19 protein-coding genes, 1 rRNA gene and 1 other annotated feature are annotated in these 25320 nt (G+C 43.6%); of the genes, 10 read left to right on the top strand and 10 right to left on the bottom strand.

Annotation, left to right across the window (positions count from 1 at the left end; all coding sequences use genetic code 11):
* Nucleotides 1–3: 3 nt before the first annotated feature.
* Nucleotides 4–1596, bottom strand: a complete 1593-nt coding sequence (locus ATB74_RS14695; protein WP_061019021.1) for a sodium:solute symporter — start codon at nt 1594–1596, stop codon at nt 4–6.
* 241 nt (nt 1597–1837) lie between these two features.
* On the opposite strand from ATB74_RS14695, the gene ATB74_RS14690 reads away from it, so the two are divergent.
* From ATB74_RS14690 to tyrA, 4 genes are all read left to right on the top strand, one after another.
* Complete coding sequence (locus ATB74_RS14690; protein WP_061019020.1) at nt 1838–2686, top strand: MurR/RpiR family transcriptional regulator; 849 nt, start codon at nt 1838–1840, stop codon at nt 2684–2686.
* A 10-nt stretch (nt 2687–2696) separates the two neighbouring features.
* Nucleotides 2697–3686, top strand: a complete 990-nt coding sequence (gene nagZ / locus ATB74_RS14685) for a beta-N-acetylhexosaminidase (protein WP_061019019.1) — start codon at nt 2697–2699, stop codon at nt 3684–3686.
* Between the two features lie 246 nt (nt 3687–3932).
* The gene (locus tag ATB74_RS14680) at nt 3933–5006 is read left to right on the top strand and encodes a 3-deoxy-7-phosphoheptulonate synthase (protein WP_061019018.1); all 1074 of its coding nucleotides are present in this window, start codon (nt 3933–3935) and stop codon (nt 5004–5006) included.
* Between the two features lie 101 nt (nt 5007–5107).
* On the top strand, nt 5108–6235 hold the full coding sequence (gene tyrA, locus ATB74_RS14675) for a bifunctional chorismate mutase/prephenate dehydrogenase (protein ID WP_017071391.1): 1128 nt from the start codon (nt 5108–5110) through the stop codon (nt 6233–6235).
* Nucleotides 6236–6379: 144 nt separating this feature from the next.
* On the opposite strand, the gene ATB74_RS14670 is transcribed toward tyrA, so the two are convergent.
* The 3 genes from ATB74_RS14670 to ettA form a co-directional block, all read right to left on the bottom strand.
* Nucleotides 6380–7390, bottom strand: a complete 1011-nt coding sequence (locus tag ATB74_RS14670) for a M23 family metallopeptidase (RefSeq protein ID WP_061019017.1) — start codon at nt 7388–7390, stop codon at nt 6380–6382.
* Nucleotides 7391–7438: 48 nt separating this feature from the next.
* A complete protein-coding gene (locus ATB74_RS14665; RefSeq protein ID WP_061019016.1) occupies nt 7439–7807 on the bottom strand; it encodes a PilZ domain-containing protein in 369 nt (122 codons plus the stop codon).
* A gap of 90 nt (nt 7808–7897) precedes the next feature.
* The gene (gene ettA, locus ATB74_RS14660) at nt 7898–9565 is read right to left on the bottom strand and encodes an energy-dependent translational throttle protein EttA (protein ID WP_017056147.1); all 1668 of its coding nucleotides are present in this window, start codon (nt 9563–9565) and stop codon (nt 7898–7900) included.
* Nucleotides 9566–9828: 263 nt separating this feature from the next.
* Here ettA and ATB74_RS14655 point away from each other — a divergent pair, with 263 nt between their 5' ends.
* A complete protein-coding gene (locus ATB74_RS14655; protein WP_061019015.1) occupies nt 9829–11778 on the top strand; it encodes a transglycosylase SLT domain-containing protein in 1950 nt (649 codons plus the stop codon).
* Between the two features lie 172 nt (nt 11779–11950).
* On the top strand, nt 11951–12244 hold the full coding sequence (gene trpR, locus ATB74_RS14650) for a trp operon repressor (RefSeq protein ID WP_048615039.1): 294 nt from the start codon (nt 11951–11953) through the stop codon (nt 12242–12244).
* Nucleotides 12245–12362: 118 nt separating this feature from the next.
* Here the strand turns inward: trpR and yjjX are convergent, their stop codons facing one another.
* The 6 genes from yjjX to ATB74_RS14620 form a co-directional block, all read right to left on the bottom strand.
* On the bottom strand, nt 12363–12884 hold the full coding sequence (gene yjjX / locus ATB74_RS14645) for an inosine/xanthosine triphosphatase (protein ID WP_061019014.1): 522 nt from the start codon (nt 12882–12884) through the stop codon (nt 12363–12365).
* Complete coding sequence (locus ATB74_RS14640) at nt 12847–15225, bottom strand: putative bifunctional diguanylate cyclase/phosphodiesterase (protein ID WP_061019013.1); 2379 nt, start codon at nt 15223–15225, stop codon at nt 12847–12849. Before ATB74_RS14640 ends, yjjX begins: the two co-directional genes overlap by 38 nt.
* 333 nt (nt 15226–15558) lie before the next feature.
* Entirely contained in the window at nt 15559–16734 is a 1176-nt protein-coding gene (gene pheA / locus ATB74_RS14635) for a prephenate dehydratase (RefSeq protein WP_061019012.1), read from the bottom strand.
* A gap of 12 nt (nt 16735–16746) precedes the next feature.
* Nucleotides 16747–16868 (bottom strand) — a sequence feature (Phe leader region).
* 110 nt (nt 16869–16978) lie between these two features.
* Nucleotides 16979–17314: a ribosome hibernation-promoting factor, HPF/YfiA family gene (hpf, locus tag ATB74_RS14630; protein WP_004735034.1), complete on the bottom strand. Its 336-nt coding sequence runs from the start codon at nt 17312–17314 to the stop codon at nt 16979–16981.
* Between the two features lie 438 nt (nt 17315–17752).
* A complete protein-coding gene (locus tag ATB74_RS14625; protein WP_347876251.1) occupies nt 17753–19177 on the bottom strand; it encodes a lytic transglycosylase F in 1425 nt (474 codons plus the stop codon).
* 139 nt (nt 19178–19316) lie between these two features.
* Nucleotides 19317–20045, bottom strand: a complete 729-nt coding sequence (locus ATB74_RS14620) for an outer membrane protein assembly factor BamD (protein ID WP_061019010.1) — start codon at nt 20043–20045, stop codon at nt 19317–19319.
* Between the two features lie 137 nt (nt 20046–20182).
* Between ATB74_RS14620 and rluD the strand changes: the two genes are divergently transcribed.
* From rluD to ATB74_RS14600, 4 genes are all read left to right on the top strand, one after another.
* Nucleotides 20183–21157, top strand: coding sequence for a 23S rRNA pseudouridine(1911/1915/1917) synthase RluD (gene rluD / locus ATB74_RS14615; RefSeq protein ID WP_019820953.1), 975 nt, complete (start codon nt 20183–20185; stop codon nt 21155–21157).
* A 1-nt stretch (nt 21158) separates the two neighbouring features.
* Nucleotides 21159–21899: a peptidoglycan editing factor PgeF gene (gene pgeF, locus ATB74_RS14610; RefSeq protein ID WP_061019009.1), complete on the top strand. Its 741-nt coding sequence runs from the start codon at nt 21159–21161 to the stop codon at nt 21897–21899.
* Nucleotides 21900–22041: 142 nt separating this feature from the next.
* Nucleotides 22042–24615: an ATP-dependent chaperone ClpB gene (gene clpB, locus ATB74_RS14605; RefSeq protein ID WP_061019008.1), complete on the top strand. Its 2574-nt coding sequence runs from the start codon at nt 22042–22044 to the stop codon at nt 24613–24615.
* A gap of 580 nt (nt 24616–25195) precedes the next feature.
* Nucleotides 25196–25320 (top strand): 16S ribosomal RNA (locus tag ATB74_RS14600); the annotation flags it as partial.

The raw sequence follows: 25320 nt of genomic DNA, 5'->3' as shown, positions 1-25320 counted from the left end.
TGGCTAAACCGTTTGTAGTTTATTAACTTCTTGAGTTTGCTTCATACCTGAAAGGCATACGATTAACGATACAAATGTGCCAACACAAAGTTGATAAGGGAAAGCTAAACGAATCCCTACCCAATCAGCGTTAATCACGCCCATTACGCTATCCCAAACATAAGCTTGCATCAGCAGTGTGGTTAAGAAGCCAGCCATTAGAGCTAGAGCGACCGAAGTTTCGTTACCGCGCTCGGTGAATATTGCAGTGAAGTAGACACCCAATAATCCTGTGTAGGCAAAGACCATAACACTCAAAGCAAACGACAACAGTGGCATGTCAGTGTACTGCTGCCAGTAGTAACACAGGATCCCCATACTACCTAAGGCCACAGCTGCCGCCGCCATACCAAATCGACCAGCTTTCACGTAATGGAAATCATCTTGTACTCCTTTACGAGCTTCTAGCCAAGGCTTGTAGATATCCTGAATAGCCACTGATGACATTGAGTTCAAGCCGGAATTTAGTGTTGAAAGTGCCGCAGCAACAACCCCAACAGTAACCAAGCCTCTAAGACCTGCTGGCATTTCATTCAGCACGTAGTACATGAAAATCGTGACGTTCTCGCCATTAAAATTTTGAACAACCTCTTTGCCTTCAACGCCCATCAGTTCAGGTCTTTGGTAGAAGACATACAAGAGTAGGCCAATTGACATAAATACAAGCACAACTGGAATAGAGAAGATGATTGAGTTAATCATCGCTTTTGAACCTTGCTTGGCATCTTTACATGTTAGAACTCGCTGAGTCATGTCTTGATCAAGGCCAAACGCACCAATGTTTAACAGCACGAATCCCGTGATACATGCCCAAAAGCTGAAGGTACCAGCAGGGCTAAAGTCGAGGTTAAAATCTAATAAAGTCAGTTTCGAAGCTTGGCCTTCACCAGGGTTAGCCAGTACCTGCGCAATTTGGTTGAAATCAGCTGGAATTTGTCCCAATAAATAGATGATCACAGCAATGGCTGCACCGACATAAACCACAAGCTGAATTAGGTCGCTCCAGATAACGGAACGAATGCCACCCATGTAGGTATAAGCAAGGCCAACGGCAACCAGAATGACCACTGAAGTAACTACGCTGCTTGGATCAATGTTGGTAAATAGAATCATGGAGACAGCGATAGCGGCCATGTATAGGCGCGCACCAGAAGCAAATATGCGACCGACCAAGTACATCACACCTGCGCGCTGTTTTGTTTTCTCGCCAAAACGAACTTTTAGCAGTTCGTAAACGGTAGAGACTTTGTTTTTGTAGAAGCGAGGTATTAGTACTAATGCGACAAAGACAGCCCCAATAATTCCACCAATGTTGGTCGCTAGATAAGTGAGATCGCCACGGTAGCTAGATTCTGGCCCACCTAAGAACGTCGCTGCCGATTGCGAGGTCGCCAGTACTGAGATGGCAACGACCCACATTGGCATCGAGTTACCGCCTAAGAAATAGTCTTTGGTGCTCGTGATTTTGGTTCGACTGAAGTGCCAGCCTGTAAAAGCGATAACAGCGAAGTAAACCGCAAATACTGCCCAGTCCAGCGAAGTAAATAGTGAATTCATAGCAGCTCCGTAGCATGAATAGGATAGAGGGTGTTTATTATTATTTTTTCAGAATGTCAGTTTGAATAATGAGTTTCAAAATCTATTCCTTGGTGGAATAGTGACCAATGGTTTTCTTTGACAGTGATCCCAGAAGGCTGTGTTAGCTATTCCAAACAGCAGAATGTGAAGGAATAATTATTCCAATGAAAATACAAAACTCGTTATGATAGCGAGGCGTAGGCAGAGGGAAGGGCGTTTAATGAAAGGTATTGCGAAAGTTAAAGCGTTATTACCAAAACTCTCGCCATCGGATTCGCTGGTGGCTCGTTATGTATTAGATCATCCACAACAAGTTAAGCTGCTCTCCTCTCCTGAATTGGCTAAAGCGGTGGGTGTGAGTCAATCGACGATCGTCAAGTTTAGTCAGAAGCTCGGCTATAAAGGGTTCTCTGAAATGAAGATGAAACTCTACCAGAGTGATATGACCTACCAACCAGTATCCCAACGTGGAATACACGGCACCATTACCAGAAAAGATCCGCCTGATACGGTGATGGACAAACTTCTTGCAAGTAAAACACAATCGCTTGAGCGTACCGTGTTATTAAATGAAGGTGAACAGCTAAGCAAAGCTGCTGATTTACTGCATCTTGCTAATAAAATACAGATTTCTGGGGTGGGTGCATCGTCTCTGGTTGCGAAAGATTTCGCTTATAAGCTGATGAAAATAGGTCATGCTGTTAACGCAGAGCAGGATGCTCATATTCAGATTGCTAATGCCGCTTCTCTTTCTGAAAATGATGTGTTGGTTGCAATTTCCTATTCAGGAAATACCAGAGAAGTGGTGAAGGTTGCACAGCTAGCTAGATCGAAAAAGGCCAAGGTGATTGTGGTAAGCCAGTTATCCCCTTCTGCTTTAGATAAATACGCTGATATCAAACTTATCTCGGCGGCAGACGAAAATCATATTCGAAGCTCATCTATCACTGCGCGTGATAGCCAGCTTTTTATTACGGACTTGTTGTTCATTGCGTTAACTCAGCAAGAAGAGCAGGCCGACCAATTAATTGAACAAAGTAAATCTGCAGTAGCGGAATTTAAGCAATAGAGGAAATTTTATGGGACCGTTGTGGGTTGATGTTGCAGGCTACGAACTGACCGCTGAAGACAGAGAAATTTTAGAGCACCCAACTGTTGGTGGTCTCATCTTATTTGCTCGAAACTATCACGATAGCAAACAGTTATCGGCGTTAAATAAAGAGATTCGTAAGGTAGCAAAGCGCCCTATTCTAATCGGTGTTGACCAAGAAGGTGGCCGGGTTCAGCGTTTTCGTGACGGCTTTTCAATTATCCCAGCAGCTCAGGAATTTGCGACTAAGAATAATGGCGAACAGTTAGCAGAACAGGCGGGTTGGTTGATGGCTGCAGAGCTGATTGCCCATGATATCGACCTGAGCTTTGCGCCAGTATTAGATAAAGGCCACGACTGTAAAGCGATTGGTAGCCGATCTTTTGGTGAAGATATTGATACCATCGTTCGTCATAGCAGCGCGTTCATCAAAGGCATGAAGTCGGTTGGCATGGCGACAACAGGCAAGCACTTCCCTGGACACGGTGGCGTAATTGCTGACTCACACTTAGAGACGCCATATGACCCTAGAGACGATATCTTTGAAACAGACATGGCAATCTTCAAGGCGCAAATTGAAGCCGGAATATTGGATGCCATGATGCCTGCACATGTGGTGTTCTCTCATTATGATGATCAACCAGCAAGTGGCTCTCAGTATTGGCTACAGAAAGTATTGAGACAAAAACTTGGCTTTAAAGGTCTAATATTCTCGGACGACTTAACCATGGAAGGTGCTGCTATTATGGGCGGACCAGCCGACAGAGCAAAAGCGGCCTTGAATGCGGGTTGTGACATGGTATTGATGTGTAATAAACGAGATGCACAAATTGAAGCTCTTGATCACTTAGCGATTCAAGAGGTGCCTTTAGCCAACTCATTGCTTAAAAAACACAGCTTTGATTTGTCGACGCTTCACTCGGATGCTAGGTGGAAAGCGACCTCAGAGACGATTAAACGAATGCTAGGTAGTGAGTGATAAATAAACACATAATAATTTTAGATAAGGCGATATGATAAATATCGCCTTTTTTGTATGTGTGATCCGTGGTTTAAACCTATTTATCTCTCAGAGTGAGTTAAAGTTAATGTGTAAATTTAAATTTACACCAAATGTTTTTTATTGTTTACACTTGCAATCGTTTTTTTAGCTGTTATTGTGTTTTTAAAGATTGTTAGCCCAAATGGAAATACTGGGTGTAAAAATAAATATACAGGTTGAGTTATGCAGAAAAGTGAATTAAGCAATGTCAATATCATCGACGAACAGGTACTGATTACTCCTGAGGAGTTAAAAGCAAAACTGCCTTTGAGTGATAATGCTCGTCGTTTCATTCAAGAGTCTCGTCAAACTATCGCAAACATCATTCATAAGAAAGATCATCGCATGCTTGTTGTATGTGGCCCATGTTCTATCCATGACATTGAAGTGGCGAAAGAGTACGCGAAACGCCTAAAAGCCTTATCTGAGCAACTTAGCGATCAACTGTATATTGTTATGCGTGTTTACTTTGAGAAGCCTCGTACCACTGTGGGTTGGAAAGGTTTGATCAATGACCCGCATCTAGACGGCACTTTCGATATTGAGCATGGTCTGCATGTTGGCCGTGAGCTACTTGTTGAACTCGCTGAGATGGAAATCCCACTAGCGACTGAAGCATTAGATCCAATCAGCCCTCAATACCTAGCAGATACGTTCAGCTGGGCGGCAATCGGAGCTCGTACGACCGAATCGCAAACTCACCGTGAGATGGCAAGTGGTCTTTCAATGCCAATCGGTTTCAAAAACGGTACCGATGGCAACCTAGGCACAGCGATCAATGCAATGCAGGCGGCTTCGTCTAGCCACCGTTTCATGGGTATCAGCCGCGAAGGTCAAGTTGCACTACTAACAACGCAAGGTAACCCAAATGGTCACGTGATTTTACGTGGCGGTAAGCAGACGAACTACGATTCAGTATCGGTACACGAATGTGAGCAAGAGTTGGGTAAATCTGGCTTAGAGGCTGCGCTAATGGTCGACTGTAGCCACGCTAACTCTCGTAAAGATTTCCGTCGCCAACCTTTAGTTGCAGAAGATGTGATTCACCAAATTCGTGAAGGCAACAAGTCGATTATCGGCCTTATGATTGAAAGCCATATTAACGAAGGAAACCAATCTTCGGATATACCTCTCAATGAGATGAAATACGGCGTTTCTATTACCGACGCGTGTATCAATTGGGATTCAACTGAGGCACTATTGAAACATGCACATACGGAATTAGTCCCGTTCTTAGAGAACCGCTTGAAAGGTTAGTCAGAGTTTTAAATTTAAGTGCCTCATCTAATGGGGCATTTTAAGATCTGTTACTAACGAAATCTGGGTTAGTACGGGCTTATAGATTAGTAAGGAATAAAATGGCCGTTGAACTGAACGAATTACGCGACCAAATCGATGCTGTCGATAAACAAATGTTGGATTTACTGGCTCAACGCCTTGCTCTAGTAGAGAAAGTAGGCGAAGTAAAAAGTGAACATGGTTTACCTATTTATGTACCAGAGCGTGAAGCTGCGATGCTGGCATCTCGCCGTCAAGAAGCCGAGAAAATAGGGGTTCCACCACAGTTAATCGAAGATATTTTGCGTCGTACTATGCGTGAGTCTTATGCCAGCGAAAAAGATTCTGGCTTTAAGTGTCTTAACCCAGAGTTACGTTCAGTGGTTATCGTTGGTGGTAATGGTCAACTTGGTGGCTTGTTTGGTCGTATGTTCAAACTGTCTGGCTACGAAGTGAAAATCCTCGGCAGCCAAGATTGGGATAAGGCCGACGAAATCTTAGATAATGCAGGGCTTGTTGTTGTTACGGTTCCAATTCACCTGACTGAAGGTGTGATTGCAAAACTAGGTAACCTACCAAGCGATTGTATTCTTTGTGATTTAACATCGATTAAGTCAAAACCGCTACAAGCAATGATGGACATGCACCAAGGCCCGGTAGTTGGTTTACACCCAATGTTTGGCCCTGATGTACCAAGCTTAGCGAAACAAGTGATTGTTTACAGTGATGGCCGTGGTTCTGAAAGCTACCAATGGCTACTGAATCAATTTGGTATCTGGGGTGCGAGCCTATGTCAGATGGATGCAGCTGAACACGATCACGGCATGACCTTGATTCAAGCACTTCGTCACTTCACCTCTTTTGCTTACGGCTTGCACCTGAGTAAAGAGAACCCGAATATCGATCAGCTTCTGAAGTTAAGTTCACCAATCTACCGACTTGAGATTGCGATGGTTGGTCGTCTGTTTGCTCAAGACCCGAACTTGTATGGTGATATCATTCTGTCTTCGGATGAGAATATTGAGATGATTCGACGCTTCCATAGTTGTTTCGGAGAAGCGTTAGAAATCCTAGATGGCAAAGATAAGGCTAAGTTTGTTGAGAGCTTCAACCAAGTGAGTGATTGGTTTGGTGACTACTCACAACAATTCTTGCAAGAGAGCCAAAGTCTTCTAAAACAAGCACATGACTCGATTCATCGTGGTTAATACTGATTTGAAATCATAAAAAAGAGCGACCATCTGGTCGCTCTTTTTGTTTGTGCTGAACGCTATGAAAGTATTTGGCCTACAGTAGACTAAAAAGCAATTAGATCATCATAGGCCAAATCAACAGCTCTTAGCTATTAACAACTAGTTAGTTGTGATAGGTTTCTTACTATCTTCACTCGATACGGTGTCGATGGTCGAGCTAATGTAAGGCACGTTCGTCAGGTTGATCTGTAAGCGAACCACATTATCAATCAGTTGAACCAGCGGGCCCCACTTAACCTTTTTCTCTTTTTCGAATACGTAGTTGAAGTTTTCCGGTGTCCAATCCATCAAGTATTGAGGGTTCAATGAACGACCAAGGAAGCGTACTTCATAATGTAAGTGTGGGCCGGTTGAGTTACCTGAGTTACCACAGCTCGCAATGACATCGCCTTTACTAACAAACTGACCGCTACGTACCTTGAACTTCTGTAGGTGCGCATAAGAACTCATGAAACCGAACGAGTGACGCATAGTAATAAAGTTACCGAAGCCTTTTTTACTTGGGCGTACTGTTTCAATGACTCCATCTGCTGGCGCTACAATATCTTCACCACGCTTACACGTCAGATCGATACCAGTATGTACGTGGCGTTTACCTGAAATAGGGTTAGTGCGACTACCATAAGAAGAAGAGATACGTTGATAAGCCATCGGGCTGTCGTTTGGAATCAACCGGAACATCGTGGCTCTTACTGCTGAATCGACTGCAGCCGCATCAATGCGATCTTCTAGAGAAATATCATCGGTAAGCAGCTCTTCATCAGCAAGACCCAGCACTGATTCCACATCAAATACACGCTTACCAAGCAGCTGAATCGTGCCTTCTTTCTCGGTGAGTATTTGCGATAGAGAATGGTTGGTTTCTACCTGCTCAGCATAAAGAAATTCTGTTTGTTCTTTTTCAACAATCAGTGTTTCAATCAACTGTTGGGCATCACCCGCTTGCAGTGCGAGTTCTTGTTTACTCTCGAAGTGCATGTACGCAGCTCCGCCAATCAGCAGCGGTACTGAAAAAATCGCAGTGGTGCACATGAGTACGGCTTTACGGCCGAAGTAAAACGTCTGCTCCCCCTGACTAGAGGGAATAGTAATGGATACTTTTTTAGACATGGTTTTGTATTAACTAAATGCTTCTAATAGAAAAGGGTAATGGAGATGTCACTCTTTACCTAAATCGGTAAGGTGTTCAATCTCTCTATAAAGCAGTTCATCGTCACCAACGTTAAGCTCAACAAGTCGCTTAAGGTGGCTGATACTATCAATATCTAAATGCTCTATGCGTAAACGCATTGAGGTATTGATGGTAGAGACTATCGTTGCTGCTAACTGAATATTGATATTACTGTTTTCGAGTTTAAAGCTCACTTGAACAGGGACATCACGGCTAAGTTGTTTTGATTCATTGCATTGAATGAGTAAACCATGGAGTGATAAGTCTTGCACTGAGCCTGTTACTTTTACTTGTCCTTGTGAGATCTCAGTCGGGACTTGATAAATAACTCGTGAAAATTGACGTCTTTCAACCATAAGTAATCTCTCTATATCGATGCATAACACGTAAGCCAGATATATCAAAGGCCGCTATTATCGCGGCCTTTGTTCAAAATACAAGCTTATTTACTTAGCGATACGCTTGTACTTAATACGGTGTGGTTCTGCCGCTTGTGCGCCTAGAGTCTGCTTAAGCCACTCAGTGTACTCAGTATAGTTACCTTCGTAGAAGTTAACTTGACCTTCATCACGGTAGTCTAAGATATGGGTCGCAATACGGTCAAGGAACCAACGGTCATGCGAGATAACCATTGCACAGCCAGGGAATTCAAGCAGTGCTTCTTCAAGAGCACGTAGCGTTTCAACGTCAAGGTCGTTGGTAGGCTCATCGAGTAGCAGTACGTTACCGCCCGCTTTTAGCAGTTTTGCTAAGTGGACACGGTTACGTTCACCACCAGAAAGCTCACCGATGATCTTCTGTTGGTCGTTGCCTTTAAAGTTGAAACGAGAACAGTAAGCACGCGCAGGGATTTCGAAGTTGTTGATCTTAATGATATCAGCGCCTTCAGAGATCTCTTGGAATACTGTCTTAGTGTCGTCCATGCTGTCACGGAACTGATCAACAGAAGCAAGCTTAACGGTTTCGCCTAGTTCAACTGTACCTGAATCTGGCTGTTCTGCGCCGCTTAGCATCTTGAATAGTGTTGATTTACCTGCACCGTTGGCACCAACGATACCGACGATTGCACCCTTAGGCATGCTGAACGATAGGTCGTCGATAAGAACGCGATCACCAAACGATTTAGTTAGGTTGTTCACTTCAAGAACTTTGTCACCTAGACGCTCACCTGGCGGGATGAACAGTTCGTTGGTTTCGTTACGCTTCTGGTATTGGCCAGTTGTCAGTTCTTCAAAACGAGCCATACGAGCTTTAGACTTAGCTTGACGGCCTTTAGGGTTTTGACGAACCCATTCAAGTTCTTTTTCGATTGTCTTTTGACGTGCGCTTTCGCCCGCTTTTTCTTGCTTAAGACGCTCGTCTTTTTGCTCTAGCCAAGACGTGTAGTTACCTTCCCATGGGATACCTTCACCACGGTCAAGCTCTAGAATCCAGCCAGCTGCGTTGTCTAGGAAGTAACGGTCGTGGGTAATCGCCACAACTGTACCACTGTAATCAACTAGGAAGTGCTCAAGCCATGCTACTGATTCTGCATCCAAGTGGTTGGTTGGTTCATCAAGAAGCAGCATGTCTGGCTTTTCAAGAAGTAGACGACAGATAGCAACACGACGACGCTCACCACCTGATAGGAATTCAATTTTCGCATCCCACTCAGGAAGACGAAGTGCATCAGCAGCACGCTCTAGAGCTGTCTCTAAGTTGTGACCGTCTTTTGCTTGAATCAGTGCTTCTAGTTCGCCTTGCTCTTTAGCAAGTGCATCGAAATCTGCATCTGGTTCTGCGTACGCTGCGTAAACCGCATCAATACGCTTAAGTGCGTCAGCAACGTCAGAAACCGCTTCTTCTACGATTTCACGAACCGTTTTTGATTCGTCTAGTACAGGTTCTTGCGGTAGGTAACCTACTTTAAGGCCTTGTTGTGCACGTGCTTCACCATCAATATCAGTATCAATACCAGCCATGATACGTAGTAGGGTAGATTTACCTGAACCATTTAGACCCAAAACACCGATTTTAGCGCCAGGAAAAAAGCTAAGAGAAATGTCTTTAAGAATTTGACGCTTAGGTGGAACAGTTTTGCTCACCCGAGACATGGTATATACGTATTCAGCCATTGCCGATCGATCCTAATTATTGTTCAAAATTGTCTGCTATTTTATACCAATATCCTCAAAGATGTTACTCCTAGGACAGAAAAGCCACTCTTGAACCAATCCTTACCTATTATTGTCACATTGGTCATTAAAACTATATTTAATGGGCTTCTGAGGCGAAGTGTTAAATATTAATAATATTTACACTCAAATCCTTTACATTTGATGTGATGTCGGGCGTAAATAGACTTCACGTATTCATACACGCACTAAGGAAAGAGCGAATGTTTTTCCGCATTGGTAATACGAAAATTGCTGTGGCTGCATCGGCAATTTTGTCTTCGGTTTCACTGGCTCCGTTAGCTATGGCTAGCAATGCCTCCGAGCTTGAAATGCAGCGTGACGTTTATGATAGAGCGCAAGAGGTTTTAGATAACCGAGACCTAAAAGCTTACTCCGCGTTACGTAACAAAATTCAAACATATCCTTTAACACCTTACACCGATTATCGTGCCTTCTTATTAGGTTTAGGTGAGCGTACTCCTGCTGAGGTGGATGCTTTCATTGAAGAGAACAAGGCTCTGCCATTCTCGAATCGTATGCGTGCGCCTTATTTAGATTTAATGGCCGCTCAAAAGAAATGGAAGACGATCCTTGAGTTTCAAACCAAAGAGCCTGTAGGTGAGAAATACCAATGTATCTATTACCGAGCGCATTACGAACAAGGCAATCAAGAGCTTGCCTTTAAAGGAGCTAAACAACTTTGGTTGAGTGGCAGTGGTGTTGATGACGCTTGTGACCCTTTATTTAAAAGCTGGGATCAAGCTGGGTTAAGAACTGATGAGCTGATTCTGGATAGAATGCTGCTAGCGTTCGAGGGCCGTAACGGTAAGTTAATGAGCTATCTGATTAAGCAATTGGAGCATGATGAGTCAATTGCTCAAGCGAAGCAGATGAAGGCGTTGTACAACAAGCCTGAAAATGTACTCGCGTTTGCTAAAAAACACCCAGCGAATGAATTCTACCAAGCTCAAACCGAGTTTGCTTTCGAGAAGCTAGCAAGGAAATCATCAAGCAGTGCTCAAGAGGTGTTTGATGATGTCATCAAGGCTCAGAAGTTTTCGAAAGAGAAATCCCAAGAGCTAGCCGATTACTTAACGTTTCGTCTAATCAACACCGACTCTGAAGAGTTGATGGTGTGGCGAGACAAAATGCTAGCGAGTTCATCAAAGCAAGTTCTGCTCGAACGACGTGCTCGCTTAGCGATTCAACATGCCGATTGGACGGGTTTGAAAGAGTGGATAGCGCGCTTGGATGATAAACATCAGGCTTCGCTTCGTTGGCAATATTGGCAGGGCAGAGCTGAAATCGCGACGGGCGATACTGACAAAGGCAATAAGCGACTGTCAGATATCTTGGGTCAGCGTAATTTCTACAGTGTGGCTGCGGCTAAGCAGCTAGGTAAGCCAGTTCAATATCCAACATCGACACTTAAATACAATGCTGAAACAGTGAAGCCATTCGACACCTCTTTAGTGCGTATTGGCGAGCTGATTGACCGAGACAAAATTGCGGCAGCGAAAAGTGAATGGCGCTGGTTATTAACTAATGCAGATAAAGACCAAAAAGAGATGCTTGCGGCTTATGCTGCGACGCAGCGTTGGAATCACTTTATGGTAACGGCGAGCATCTCGGCGAAGATGTGGGACAACATCGCGTTACGCTTCCCTGTCGCTCATAAGTGGTGGTTTAACTTCTACGCTGAAAAGCACGATCTCGATCCAATCACTTTGATGTCTTTAGCAAGACAAGAGAGTGCGATGGATTCAGAGGCTCGTTCTCCAGTAGGCGCGCGTGGCATCATGCAAATTATGCCAAAGACGGCGCAATACACGGCGAACAAACATAAGATTAAGTATCAGGGCAGCGATGATCTTTATGATGTCGGCAAGAACATTGAGATTGGCAGTCACTACTTAGATGGTTTACTCGCTCAATATGATGACAATCGTATCTTTGCTTTTGCGGCCTACAATGCAGGTCCAAGCCGCGTGAAACAGTGGCGTTCACGTAGTGATGAAAAGCTCGATGCCTTCGCTTTTATTGAGATGATTCCATTCAAAGAGACACGTGGCTATGTTCAGAATATCTTGATGTTTGAGACCTACTATCGAGATATCTTGGGTGAGAAAGGGACGTTTTTAGCGCCCCATGAGGCAAAAACGAAATACTAAGCCTTCGGCATTTGGCCCGAAACTGAGTAAGAATAAAGGCAGTGAGTGCGAACCATTTCCACTTACTGCCTTTTTACATTGGATCGCATCAAGTGTTTCGGTATAAAGTGTTAAACGCTTTCAATCGTTAAGCGACTCTTTAAAGTCAGAATTTAAAAGTAAGTGTAGAGATATGGCATCACAACCTGAATATGATAATTGGCAACAACTGATGGACTTGGTAAAGACGGCTGTCGAAAAAGATCAGCACGAGCTGTTGTTGACCATGATGATGACACCAGACGAGCGAGATGCTCTGGTTGCTCGAATTAATATCTTCTGTGAGCTGATGAAAGGCGATATGTCTCAACGTCAGGTGAGTCAAATGCTGGGCGTAGGCGTCGCGACGATAACCAGAGGCTCAAATGAGCTAAAGGCCAAATCTGAACAAGAGAAAGCCGTGATCGCCGACCTATTGCTAAAGTAATAACGGAATTAAGCTATCACGCGATAGTGCGAATACGAATTCGATAAAAACGCTAACTGAATGTTAGCGTTTTTTGTTTCTGAAGATTGTTCTTTGACCTTTCTAAGTTTACGAAGTGCTAAATAGGAAAGTGCTCAGGATTCACAAATGGGATCAGAGCTAAAATTAAAGCCTGATGATAGACAGAACTGCGCGACAGTTGGTTATGTGTCAGTAGGCCAATGGCGCCACCTTTCTGTTTGATATTGTCGGTACCAAACACTTCATCCATCACATCCCCTAACTCGTTTGCATGCTCTAACTTCTCAAGCACGGCTGGTGGCAGTATCAGGCTTGCTGAACGAGACTCTCCACGTTGACCATTCGCTTCGATCACCATCCAAGCAAAAGTGACGTTTATTTCTATTCCCGCTTCTAGACCAACATAGAAGTCTGCATCAGGCTGAGCTTGAGTTGCGTTGTGAACACGATTCACGGCACCTTGATAGGTTTCATCATTGCTCATCGGTTGATCGGCGACACCACTAGGGACGCTGATGCCTTTGAAATCAAATTCAGTATCAGGAAAAGCAGATAAGAACGCACTTTTAACGGCGTTAATTTTAGCTGGGTTCAGCGATGCGATGATTACAGATTTCATGTGTCGGATTCTTTTTGTTGTCGATTAGATTGAGTTGATGCTGTCGGTACCATTCACTCAATTCTTCTAGTGGCATGGGTTTACCAAAGTAATAGCCTTGCAGCATATCGCACTGTGCATCCTGTAACCACTGGTGCATGCCTTGAGTTTCAATCCCTTCGGCGGTGACCTTTTTCCCTTGAGCATGACACAACCCGATAACCGGTTTTACGATGTTCTGGTTATTGGTCTCAATCAAGGTATCCAAAAACGCTTTATCCAATTTAATTTTCTGAGTTGGATACTGCACCAGTTGAGTGATAGAGGTATAACCGGAACCAAAATCATCAATCGCAAGTCGATAGCCCATGCATGCCAGTTCGTTCAGCAATGGAAAACCTTGTGAATTTGAGTAAAAGGTTTCAGTGATTTCAAAATCGATTAGGCTTGGTGGAATTCGATTTAACTCCGCGTGTTCTTTAATGAAACCCGCAAGGTGAGTGGTTTCAATGCCAGCAGAAGATAGGTTGATCGACAATTGAATTGAGTGATCAAATTGAGTCTGAAGTCGATGGAATGAAGCAAACGCATTCTGTATTACCCAGCGGTCAACATGTTCAAACAGCCCGGTTTGTTCGGCTATTGGAATGAACTCATCCGGTGGAACCAAACCAAGTTGCTTTGAATTCCAACGTAATAACACCTCAACGCCAATAACATCAGTCCCGGTAGAATCCATGTAGGGCATGTAAACGAGCCTGAATTCATCATCAAAATTCTTACCTCTAAGCGCACGTTCAATGTCTGCTTGGCGCTGAATGGCTTTGTCTAAATCCCGTGAATAGTCAGCAAATTGGTTTTTACCGGCACGCTTGGCTTGGTACATCGCAGTATCTGCGTTGGACAGTAGCTTCTCGATTGAGTTGCCATCATTAGGGTAGGTCGCAATACCAATACTGACCGTGATCGGAAAGCTGCCTGATTCGGTGACAAAGCCTTTTTGCAGTGGAGTGAGCAAATCGTTCGAGAATCGATGCGCGACATTTCCTCGGTGACTAGGAGCGTTAATGTAGACAACGAACTCGTCACCAGAAAGTCGGGCTGGCATGCAGTGAGCGTCGAACTCCGCTTTATAGTGGCGACAAATATCTGAAATACGCTGAGCAAAAGAGACCAGAATCGAGTCGCCGATTTGATGTCCGTATTTGTCGTTCACAAACTTGAAGTTATCTAAGTCAAAATAGAGAACCCAGGTTTCGGTATTGGAACTCGGTTTTGGCAATGATTGCTGAACGAAGGTTTGAAACTGATGCCTATTGGCTATTTGGGTTAACTGATCATTTTCGGCCAAGAGTTTGGTTTGCTGGTAGGTGTTGTCTAGCTCTTGGTACATGTCATAAAAACGCTGTGATAGGCGGCCAAGTTCATCACGAGAGCCTAAGCGTTCAATGTTCTTACGTTGTTTCTTTTCGACTTGCTGTAGTTGTCGATCGAGCCGTGTTATTGGAGTAATCACAGTGCGAGACAGAAGCATGAGTAGCAGAGCGACAGTTACAAACGCAGACAGTGCAAACGACAAACTCAGCTTGTTCCAAATCGAATCGAGCTTGTTTTCTAACAGGAATTGCGCCGGATCGACCGTGGCGTAAAGTTCTGGTGCAAGCTTGACTGAGTGGGTGACATCGTTTTCCAAAGAAACCGCTATGGATGTGAAGAACAAACTGGTTTGGTAGTCGAACTCTATTTGTTTTCTCAACGCATTAAACTTGTCCAGAGAGACAGAGACAACAACAAAGAACACATCGTCGGGTTGATTGCTTGCGGTTGGGAAAATCGCTTTTCTATCTACCTTGTCGTAGTGAACCAACATCCCTTCGCCTTGGGAGTTTTGAATATAGTTGGTACTCGATGTTGCTAGGGTGTCTTGATAGTGCTGGTCAACATATTCCAATATCTTACTGTCAATCTGAGTGCGTGAGTCGTTGCTATTATCCGCGTAATAACGCAGTTTTCGATCACCATTAAGAAGAGCTAAAGCTGTATAGCTTTCATCGTCATCTTGCAGGAAATGTATGGCTTCTCGAAGGTTACTTACCAGTTCAAGATCGCGAGATAGATTTTGATCAGTGAGGAAATAACGCTTCACCATATCACTCTGGGTCAAGGTGTAAGAGTAGCTATTGAGGAACGAACGAGATTGGCGAAAGTAACCGGCTAGTTTCTCCATATTCAGCTGAAGTGCGTTGTCTTCGCGTTTGATGAAGCTACTTTTCTGTGTCGAATAAATAATATAGCTAGAAGCCGCGGTACTGATCAGTATCACAGGGGCTATCAGTAGTAAGATTTTAGTACTTAGCTTCATAGTTAATGACAACACTATTTATAATTTAAGCGCGTAAGTTTATGTTACTTAATGCTTACTCGCTATTAATTACACGTAGTTCGATGATTTCCTGTGAAGGGGGTAAGGTTTTGTCTTTATTGATAAAAAAGCCACTAATGAGTTTTTTGTTAGAAAGGCGTAAGCAGTGGAGCGAGTATGCGTGCCGAATGTGCGAAACAAGAGAATTGTTTCTCAGGCATGCTAGGGTATGTGTTCTTAGCTCGAATAGTATTCGACTAGAGGGTGATTTAAGCATTTGGCCTACTGTAGGCCAAATACTTATGTGAGCTAAAAGCCGATACTCGCTCTCAGCTATGACAACTTCACTTGAGTCGCTTTGATGTTCTCACTTGGGTAGCAACCCAACACTTTCAGGTGGCGAGTAATGGCTGTTAGTTCCGTTATCGCTTGCTGCATATTATCTGAATCCAGATGCGCCTCTAAATCGACATAGAACATCTCTTCCCAAGGGTTACCCATGATAGGACGAGATTCTAGCTTGGTCATGTTGATGCCTAAGCGTTGCAGGATCAGTAGTGTCTCTACCAAAGAGCCCGCCTCTTGAGAAGTCGACATGATGAGCGTCGTTTTCGCAGGTATTTGAGTTGACACTTCAACAGGCTTACGAGCTACCACGATGAAACGTGTGTGGTTCTCTGTTTGGTTTGCAATGTTGCCCTGAATTGGCTGAAGCCCATAAAGCTTACCGCTCGATGCATTACCAATAGCAGCTACGTCATTACCACCCAGTTCTTTAACCTTTTTCATTGCATCAGCGGTGCTTGCGCAAGACTCAAGGCTGACGCCCTTAAGGCGGCTCAAGAACTCACTGCATTGCTGATGAGGTTGTGGATGGGAATAGAGCGTTTTGATGTCTTCTAATCGGATATCACTTTTCGCTACTAGGCAGTGTTCGATTGGTTGAGAAAGCTCACCAACGATGTAAAGCGTTGTGTGTTGAAGTAGGTCATACACTTCGTTAATCGAACCTGAGCTGGTGTTCTCAATAGGTAGTACACCGTAGTCGGCATGGCCAGATTCTACCGTAGAGGCTACTTCTTTGAAGTGATTACAGTTTAACTCAATTAACTCCATATTCTTACGGCTGAAGTATTCGCGACTCGCAAGGTGAGAGTATGATCCCTTAGAACCTAAGAATGCAACGCGAGCCAATGGTTTGCGGCTTTGCGGGTTCGCTAGGTTTTGTAAATATGACTGCTGTAGTAAAACGGAATCTTCGATGATGGTGTGAAACAGCTTGGTAATGTACTGCGCATCAAGTTCGTATTTATCTTTGCCATTGTTGATCAGCTTAACTAATAGTTGTTGCTCTCGTACTGCATCACGAACTGGTTTTGATGTCTCTACTTTGCTTTTAGCGACTTCGATACTTAGCTTGCGACGCTCCGAAAGTAACTTCAGGAGTTCGTCGTCTAAATCATTAAGACGAAGGCGGATATCATCCAGTGAAATTGAGCGGTCAGTCATAAATGTGTCCTTATAAAAAAGCCTCCCTAGTGTGGGAGGCTTCTTGTTCGTTTTTGACTTGTTTTTCTAAAACGACTTAGCCTCCGATTTACGGAAGAAAAAAGAAGTCAAAAATAAACAAAGATTGAGTGTGCATAAAAAGTGTTTGTTTTATGAATGTTTAAACACAATAAGCAAGCGAGCTACGAGCGTCAAGCAAAAAAATAGCGCCCTGAGGCGCTATTTTTTAATCTGTTCTCTTTCCTTATTCTACTTCAGCTTCTAGCTCTTCGATTTCAGGCTTTTCAGCGCGGCGCGCTTCAGGTTTATGGCGTAGCTTGTTGAGTTGACGCTCTAGTTTTTGTTCTACTTCGTTGATAGCTACGTAGAGGTCGTCATGGATTGATGAAGCAACAAGTTGGCCTTTTGGTACGGTTAGAACCGCTTCAAATTTTTTCTTCTTGTTTGGTTCTTCGCTAAAGCTCGCTTGGCAGCCAATGATGTCTACTTGCCATTTATCCAGCTTTTTAAATTTGCTTTCTATGTGATCACGGATTGCAGAGGTAATGTCGATGTTTTTACCAGTGATGTTCATTTTCATAGAAGTTTTCCTCTGTTGTATCCCTCATGGGTTAACTTCAGATTACGACTTTTAGGAATAAAGAATGTGATCTGGATCTTGTTTTGATTGGGTGGGATAAGCATTAAAATCAAATGTGATCTCACGCAAGTCTTAGTATCTTTTTGGCGAAAAATGCTTGTTATCTCTATGAAAAACGATAACTTGGAGGCAAGGCTTCGCTAAAAATTAAACCAGTTTTTAGGGGCGTCCTACAGCCTATGGAAAGTGCTTGATTGAAATTTACTCAATAGTGTTTTGTGATAAAGGTCTCGTGATATAGATCTCGCGATCTAGATCGCTACGTAAGCTTCTTCAGAATTAGATAAGCAAAAGCCGCATAAGTTTTCTTATGCGGCTTTTGTGTTTTTAATTTGCCTTAGTGCCTTAGCTCCCCAGGCTCTTAGGGTTGAAGACAAACTAATCGTTGGTTTTTAGTAGTCTGGCTGTCCCATTTTCTCGGATAGCATTGATAGCTTGTAACTGCTTATAGATTACAAAGTAACGGTTGATGTTGGCGACGTAGGTCACCGGTTCTTTGCTCACGTATTTACGAGTGATGATTTCTACGTTTTTAAACCAGATGTTTGGGTTGTAACCTTTCTGCTTGGCAATGCGCCTCATCTTTCTAATCTTAGCAGGACCAGCGTTGTAAGAAGCCAAAGTGAAATAGATTTGGTTATCTGGCGTAATGGCAGGGTCGTCAAAATACCTGTCCTTAATGAAACGCATGTATTTCACGCCCGCATGGATGTTGTTATCCACCTTATGTATGTTTTTGATGTTGACGTTTTTGTCTTTGGCGGTACTTGGCAATACCTGCATCACACCAATAGCTCCACGGTGAGAAACCCGGCTTTGATCCAGTCCTGACTCTTGGAAACCTTGTGCAGACATCATCAAAGGGTCGAATTCGTATTGACTCGAATATTTTTCAAAAACATCTGACAGCTTAGCCACTCGGTCTACTTTATTTGGGTTGAGCGCTCTACCTAACCAGCGAGTGTTGTCGATGTATTTCTGGTAGATGACGTTTCCAAGCAGGGTGCCTGTTCGTGCGGTCTTGACGTATTTGTTTATCTCTTTCTTCAGTTGAGGGCTGTCTTTTCTCAAAGCCCAAGCAATACGACCATTTTCTCGCAAAGGTAAGTCGTTATGGACTTGAATGTTATCCATTACGTCAGTCCATAACTTTGCTTTATGGCTATCTAGGATTGTGCCTTGTATATAGCCTTGGTTGACCAACTCTATCAGCTCGTAGTCTTGTAATGACTCCTCAATAAAGTGGACATGCAGCGGTGGTAAGTCTAATTCATTCAGTTCTTTATTGACTCTTTGTACACTCTCGAAGTAACTCGAACTTGCACGGATCCAAACCTCTTTACCGCTCAGTTGCTTGATTTCGGTGATAGGGGCTGAATTCTTTCCTGTGATAATCAGTTCTTTTCCATCTTTAATCATTGGGTCGGAAAAATCGATGATTCGCAATCGCTTGTCGGTGATCGTCAGGTTCGCGACAGCGACGTCGCCATAACCAGATTCTAAAGACGGAAGTAGATCATCTCGTTGCACGGGGATGATTTGAACATTGAGATAGGGATGTTTTTTACGAAGGCTTTTCTCAAAGTGGTAGAGCATTTCTGCCACGATGCCTTTTGGCTTACCATCCTCGATGTAATAGAAACCAAGATCGGCAGAAACTAGAACTCTAACCGTTCCTTTGGTTTTGAGCACATCCAAGTCGCCCATGTAAGGCTTATTGCTTAATGGGGACAGTTCTAATGCGTAGGATAATTGGCTAAATAGCGATATCCAGATAAATAATAACAACCTACTCACATCCACACTCCATGTTGATGTTTTGTTAAAAGTTATCTTTTGAAGATACCGTGTATTATGCGATTCATCAAGTTTGCGATATGTGGATAAAAAAAAACGCGCTAGTAAATTAGCGCGCTTTTGGGATTGAGATGTAAGAAGTCGATTAAGGTAGTGGGTTTAACTCAATCAACTTTTCTGTTCTTAACACAGCGTCATCTAGGCCTAGTTGTTTATAAGCTTCTAGCTGAATTTCTAGAGATTTACGAGCAGCGATGGTATCTGGGTAAGTCTTTTGCAACTCTTGCGTTCTGTTTATAGCTGCAATCCACGCTTCGCGACGTAGGTAGAAATCCGCAGTTGCTAAATCATAGTCGGCTAGGCGATTCTTAAGTGCGAACATGCGTTTTTGTGCATCTTCAGCATAAGGGCTGCTAGGGAAACGTTCGAGTAGTCGCTTGAAGTCAGCAAACGCAAGTTTCACCGGTTCAGGGTCTCGGTCACTACGGTCGATATTGAAAATATCGTGCATGAAGTTTCGGTCTTGCGCCATGTGCGTTAAGCCGCGCATGTAAAGAACCCAGTCTTGTTTCTCGTGAGTAGGGTTCAAACGTAGGAAACGTGAAATGGTAGCAAGGCCAAGTGCCAAGTCATCATTTTTGTAGTAAGCGTAAATCAGATCGAGCTGTACTTGCTCAGAATAGGCGCCGAATGGGTAACGTGAGTCTAGGGCTTCTAGCTTTTCTATTGCTGAAAGCCAGCTACCGCTCTGCAGTGATTCTTGCGCGTCAGAGTAGAGAACCGATGGTGGTACATCTGGCACTATCTCTTCACTACTTGAACAACCAACCAAGAGTGATACGGCTAATAGACCCGATAAAGTAAGGTGTTTCATGTCAGGCGTCGATTCCTTGAATTAAATATTTCGTAAGCTTCCGTTACTTTCTAACCAGTAACAGATACAATGATGCAATTATTCTATTTTATCCATACTAATGGGTATTAGTCTCACGGTTTTTAAAAAAGTTCGATATGGCTCAGCAGATCACATTAACAGACACAGTAAAAAGCAGCCAGTTAGGTCAACGTTTAGACCAAGCTGTCGCTGAACTATTTACCGATTTTTCTCGCTCTCGTATTAAAGAGTGGCTTCTTGACGGCAAGATCCAAGTGGATGGCGAAGTTATAACTAAGCCGCGCGTTAAGGTTTTGGGCGGTGAGGAGATCATCTTGCAAGCTGAACTTGCAGATGAAGAGCGCTGGGAAGCACAAGATATTCCTCTAGACATTGTCTACGAAGATGATGACTTATTGGTTATCAATAAGCCTCGCGATCTGGTTGTACACCCAGGAGCAGGCACGCCGGATGGAACCATACTAAACGCATTGCTTTTCCATTACCCACAGATTGCAGAAGTGCCTCGTGCAGGTATTGTGCACCGTCTTGATAAAGACACAACAGGCCTTATGGTTGTGGCTAAAACGGTTCCAGCTCAAACTCGTCTTGTGCGTGCTCTTGCTAAGCGTCGTATTACTCGTGAATATGAAGCAATTGCAATTGGCAAAATGACCGCTGGTGGTGTGGTAGAAAAAGGCATTAGCCGTCATGCAACTAAGCGTACCTTAATGGACGTAAATGAATTAGGAAAGCCAGCGGTAACTCACTACCGTGTTGCTGAGCACTTCCGCGAGCATACTCGTATTCGTCTGCGCCTAGAAACGGGTCGTACTCACCAAATCCGTGTTCACATGTCATACCTTCAGCATCCGCTGTTAGGTGATGTTGCATACGGTGGCCGTGCTCGTATTCCAAAAGGTGCATCTGAAGAACTAACGACCATGATTCGTTCTTTTGATCGCCAAGCACTACACGCCGTTATGCTTAAATTTGTTCACCCAATTACAGGTGAAGAAGTTGAGTTCCACGCTCCTGTGCCAAATGACATGGTTGTGATGGCTGAAGCGTTACGTGTTGATGCTCGCGAAAATAAAGAAGAAGACATTTAATATGTCGTTGATCATCCCTAACTGGAACGCCCCCAACAACGTGAAGGCATTTGCGTCGACACGTGTAGGTGGTTTTTCTACAGGTGCGTATCAAGGATTAAACCTAGGTACGCATGTTGGGGATGATGCTTCGCTTGTTGAAAACAATAGAACCTGGCTTAAGCAGCAAGCTAACATGCCTGCGGCTCCGGTATGGCTAAATCAAACTCACTCAACAGATGTCATTACGGTTTTAGAACCTATGGCGAGTGTTCTTGATGCTGACGGTGCATTTACCACTGCTAAAGGTGTTGTCTGTTCTGCGATGACAGCTGATTGCTTACCTGTAATTCTTACTGATACCAACGGCACTCAAGTTGCTGCTGTTCATGCTGGTTGGCGTGGCCTTGCTGGTGGAATTCTTGAAAATGCAGTCGCAAAGTTTTCAAACCTAGATTCAGAGAATAAGATCATTGCTTGGCTTGGTCCTGCAATAGGCAAACAAGCCTTTGAAGTAGGTGATGATGTGTTGGAAGCTTTTGTTCGTTTTGACCTTCAAGCTAAGCTCGCATTTGCAGCCAAAGCTGAACCGGGAAAATGGCTAGCGAATATGTCTCAACTTGCTACACAACGACTTGAAAAAGTGGGTGTGTCGGAAGTGACGGATTCGAATCTCTGTACCTTTGCAGATCCCGATTCGTTCTATTCTTATCGTCGTGATGGTATTACTGGACGCCAAGCTACCTTTATTTGGTTAGAGTAATCTTTAGCTAGTGCAACTAGTCACCCAGCTCATTTATATTTTTATATAAGCTCTATTCTTCATTCTTATCCCTTGAAAATCCGCGTTACCGTATCCATCTTCTAATCATAAGATAAACATATCTAAGAGTAGGAAGGTTGGCATGCGTCTCGATCGATTCACTAGTAAATTCCAAATTGCGATATCTGATGCTCAGTCGCTCGCATTAGGTCGTGATCACCAATATATAGAACCTGTGCACCTAATGGTGTCTTTGCTTAATCAAGATGGTAGTGCAATTCGTCCATTGCTCACCATGCTGAATATTGATGTGGTTCAATTGCGCTCTAAATTGAGCGAAATATTAGACCGAGTCCCTAAAGTAAGTGGCATCGGTGGTGACGTTCAATTATCGAATGCAATGGGAACGCTGTTCAACCTATGTGATAAGGTCGCGCAAAAGCGTCAAGACAGTTACATATCTTCAGAAGTATTCCTACTTGCTGCTATTGAAGACAAAGGTCCTTTAGGAAACTTACTTAAAGAGCTAGGTCTTACCGAGCAAAAATTATCTCAAGCTATTGAACAAGTTCGCGGCGGCCAGAAGGTCGATGACCCAAATGCGGAAGACAGACGTCAAGCACTAGAGAAGTTCACCATTGATCTGACCGAAAGAGCAGAGCAAGGCAAGCTGGATCCTGTTATTGGCCGAGACGACGAAATCCGTCGCACTATCCAAGTTCTTCAACGCCGTACTAAGAACAACCCTGTCATTATTGGTGAACCAGGTGTCGGTAAAACAGCAATTGTCGAAGGTTTAGCGCAGCGTATTATCAATAATGAAGTACCTGAAGGTTTGAGAGGCCGACGTGTACTTTCGTTAGATATGGGCTCTTTGATTGCAGGAGCTAAATATCGTGGTGAATTTGAAGAACGTTTAAAATCAGTTCTTAACGAATTATCGAAAGAAGAGGGCAATATCATTCTCTTCATCGATGAAATTCACACCATGGTCGGTGCGGGCAAAGGCGAAGGCTCTATGGATGCCGGGAATATGCTGAAACCAGCATTGGCTCGTGGTGAACTTCATTGTGTAGGCGCTACAACGCTCGATGAATATCGCCAGTATATAGAGAAAGATCCTGCGCTAGAGCGTCGATTCCAAAAAGTGATCGTCGATGAGCCAACCGTGGAAGACACGGTTGCGATTCTCCGTGGTTTGAAAGAGCGCTATGAACTTCATCATCACGTAGAAATTACCGACCCAGCGATTGTTGCGGCAGCAACGTTATCTCACCGATATGTTTCTGATCGTCAACTTCCAGATAAGGCGATTGATTTGATTGATGAGGCGGCTTCGAGTATTCGTATGCAGATCGACTCGAAACCTGAGTCTCTAGATAAGCTCGAACGCAAGATCATTCAATTGAAGATCGAGCAGCAAGCTCTTACTAATGAAAATGACGAAGCCAGTGAAAAGCGTCTTCGAACATTACAAGAAGAGCTTTCTGACAAAGAACGCGATTTCGCAGAGCTTGAAGAAGTGTGGAATGCAGAGAAGGCCGCGCTTTCTGGCACGCAACATATTAAATCAGAGCTAGAGCAAGCTCGAATGGATATGGATTTTGCGAGACGTGCTGGTGATCTTAATCGAATGTCTGAATTGCAATACGGTCGAATCCCAGAGTTAGAGAAGCAGTTAGATCTTGCGACTCAAGCTGAAATGCAAGAAATGACGCTGTTACGTAATAAGGTCACCGATGCAGAAATTGCAGACGTGCTATCGAAGCAAACTGGCATCCCTGTTTCTAAAATGTTAGAGGCTGAGAAAGAGAAGCTCCTTAAAATGGAAGGTGTTCTACATAAGCGAGTTATTGGCCAAGCGGAAGCAGTAGAAGTGGTATCGAATGCGATTCGTCGTAGTCGTGCAGGTTTATCTGATCCAAACAAGCCGATTGGCTCTTTCTTATTCCTTGGCCCAACTGGCGTTGGTAAAACCGAACTGTGTAAAACACTCGCGAACTTCATGTTTGATAGTGATGATGCGATGGTGCGAATCGATATGTCTGAGTTTATGGAGAAACACTCTGTTGCTCGTTTGGTTGGTGCTCCTCCAGGTTACGTTGGATATGAAGAAGGTGGCTACTTAACAGAAGCGGTACGTCGCAAGCCTTACTCAGTCATTTTGCTAGATGAAGTAGAGAAAGCGCATCCGGATGTTTTCAATATCTTATTGCAGGTGCTTGATGATGGACGCTTAACTGATGGACAAGGTCGTACAGTCGATTTTAGAAATACAGTTGTGATCATGACATCTAACCTTGGCTCATCGAGAATTCAAGAGAACTTCAATAGTCTCGATTACCAAGGAATAAAGAATGAAGTGATGGAAGTGGTAGGTAAGCATTTCCGTCCTGAGTTTCTGAACCGAGTTGATGAAAGCGTTGTATTCCACCCATTGGGGCAAGAGCACATCCAGTCGATAGCTTCTATTCAGCTTGAGCACCTTAAGAAGAGAATGGAAGACAATGGTTATGAGCTTGAAGTTTCGGATAAAGCACTCAAGTTGATTTCTCAAGTTGGTTTTGATCCAGTATATGGTGCGCGACCTTTGAAAAGAGCGATTCAACAAAGTGTCGAGAACCCGTTAGCGAAAGCGATATTGGCAGGAAAAATTAATCCAGATAAGAAAGTACAGCTATTAGTAAACAACGACCGCATTATTGCTCACCAATAGTTGAAGTAAGAATTGTAGGTACGATTGGCCGAAATTAGGGCTTAATCGTACCTATTTTAAACGCTTTGTGTGAATAGTGTTCGAACGGTCGCCGGTGGCGGCTTTTTTTCGTTTTTGGCCTTGTACAAAGGATTATTCTCTCTATAATGCGCCTCCGTTGCCAAGGATAACCAAGCGGTTTGAACTGAGTAACAAGACGGTGATAAGCATTTAAGATGCTTTGAAAAATTAGCTGGAAAAAGTGTTTGACACTGGAATCCAATCCGCTAGAATGGCCGTCCACTTCGAGAGGCTCCTTACTGAAAGGAACGCTCAACAAGTAAAGCTCTTTAACAATTTAAACCTATCAATCTGTGTGGGCACTCGTTGATGAATATCAAAACGTTATTACTTAGGTAGTAACAGTTACTTCGGTAACAAAATGATTTCAATGAACTGAGTGACCAATACAAATAACCTCGGTTATTCGGCACAGTCAATTCATTATCATTCTGTTGGAATGGTAATAGCTTTAGAATTACATGTTCATTTTACATGAATATTAGTTTTGAAGTCAGTATTCGTTGAGTCACAAAATCTTAAATTGAAGAGTTTGATCATGGCTCAGATTGAACGCTGGCGGCAGGCCTAACACATGCAAGTCGAGCGGAAACGACACTAACAATCCTTCGGGTGCGTTAATGGGCGTCGAGCGGCGGACGGGTG

Source organism: Vibrio splendidus (genome assembly GCF_001557875.1).
Lineage (GTDB): Bacteria > Pseudomonadota > Gammaproteobacteria > Enterobacterales > Vibrionaceae > Vibrio > Vibrio splendidus_F.
Note: the sequence above shows the minus strand (reverse complement) of the source record. Positions and strands in the feature narration are given on the sequence as shown.

Coding starts and splice junctions, on each gene's coding strand:
- ATB74_RS14695 (WP_061019021.1), bottom strand. CDS start 1,596: ATGAATTCACTATTTACTTCGCTGGACTGGGCAGTATTTGCGGTTTAC.
- ATB74_RS14690 (WP_061019020.1), top strand. CDS start 1,838: ATGAAAGGTATTGCGAAAGTTAAAGCGTTATTACCAAAACTCTCGCCA.
- nagZ (WP_061019019.1), top strand. CDS start 2,697: ATGGGACCGTTGTGGGTTGATGTTGCAGGCTACGAACTGACCGCTGAA.
- ATB74_RS14680 (WP_061019018.1), top strand. CDS start 3,933: ATGCAGAAAAGTGAATTAAGCAATGTCAATATCATCGACGAACAGGTA.
- tyrA (WP_017071391.1), top strand. CDS start 5,108: ATGGCCGTTGAACTGAACGAATTACGCGACCAAATCGATGCTGTCGAT.
- ATB74_RS14670 (WP_061019017.1), bottom strand. CDS start 7,390: ATGTCTAAAAAAGTATCCATTACTATTCCCTCTAGTCAGGGGGAGCAG.
- ATB74_RS14665 (WP_061019016.1), bottom strand. CDS start 7,807: ATGGTTGAAAGACGTCAATTTTCACGAGTTATTTATCAAGTCCCGACT.
- ettA (WP_017056147.1), bottom strand. CDS start 9,565: ATGGCTGAATACGTATATACCATGTCTCGGGTGAGCAAAACTGTTCCA.
- ATB74_RS14655 (WP_061019015.1), top strand. CDS start 9,829: ATGTTTTTCCGCATTGGTAATACGAAAATTGCTGTGGCTGCATCGGCA.
- trpR (WP_048615039.1), top strand. CDS start 11,951: ATGGCATCACAACCTGAATATGATAATTGGCAACAACTGATGGACTTG.
- yjjX (WP_061019014.1), bottom strand. CDS start 12,884: ATGAAATCTGTAATCATCGCATCGCTGAACCCAGCTAAAATTAACGCC.
- ATB74_RS14640 (WP_061019013.1), bottom strand. CDS start 15,225: ATGAAGCTAAGTACTAAAATCTTACTACTGATAGCCCCTGTGATACTG.
- pheA (WP_061019012.1), bottom strand. CDS start 16,734: ATGACTGACCGCTCAATTTCACTGGATGATATCCGCCTTCGTCTTAAT.
- hpf (WP_004735034.1), bottom strand. CDS start 17,314: ATGAAAATGAACATCACTGGTAAAAACATCGACATTACCTCTGCAATC.
- ATB74_RS14620 (WP_061019010.1), bottom strand. CDS start 20,045: ATGAAACACCTTACTTTATCGGGTCTATTAGCCGTATCACTCTTGGTT.
- rluD (WP_019820953.1), top strand. CDS start 20,183: ATGGCTCAGCAGATCACATTAACAGACACAGTAAAAAGCAGCCAGTTA.
- pgeF (WP_061019009.1), top strand. CDS start 21,159: ATGTCGTTGATCATCCCTAACTGGAACGCCCCCAACAACGTGAAGGCA.
- clpB (WP_061019008.1), top strand. CDS start 22,042: ATGCGTCTCGATCGATTCACTAGTAAATTCCAAATTGCGATATCTGAT.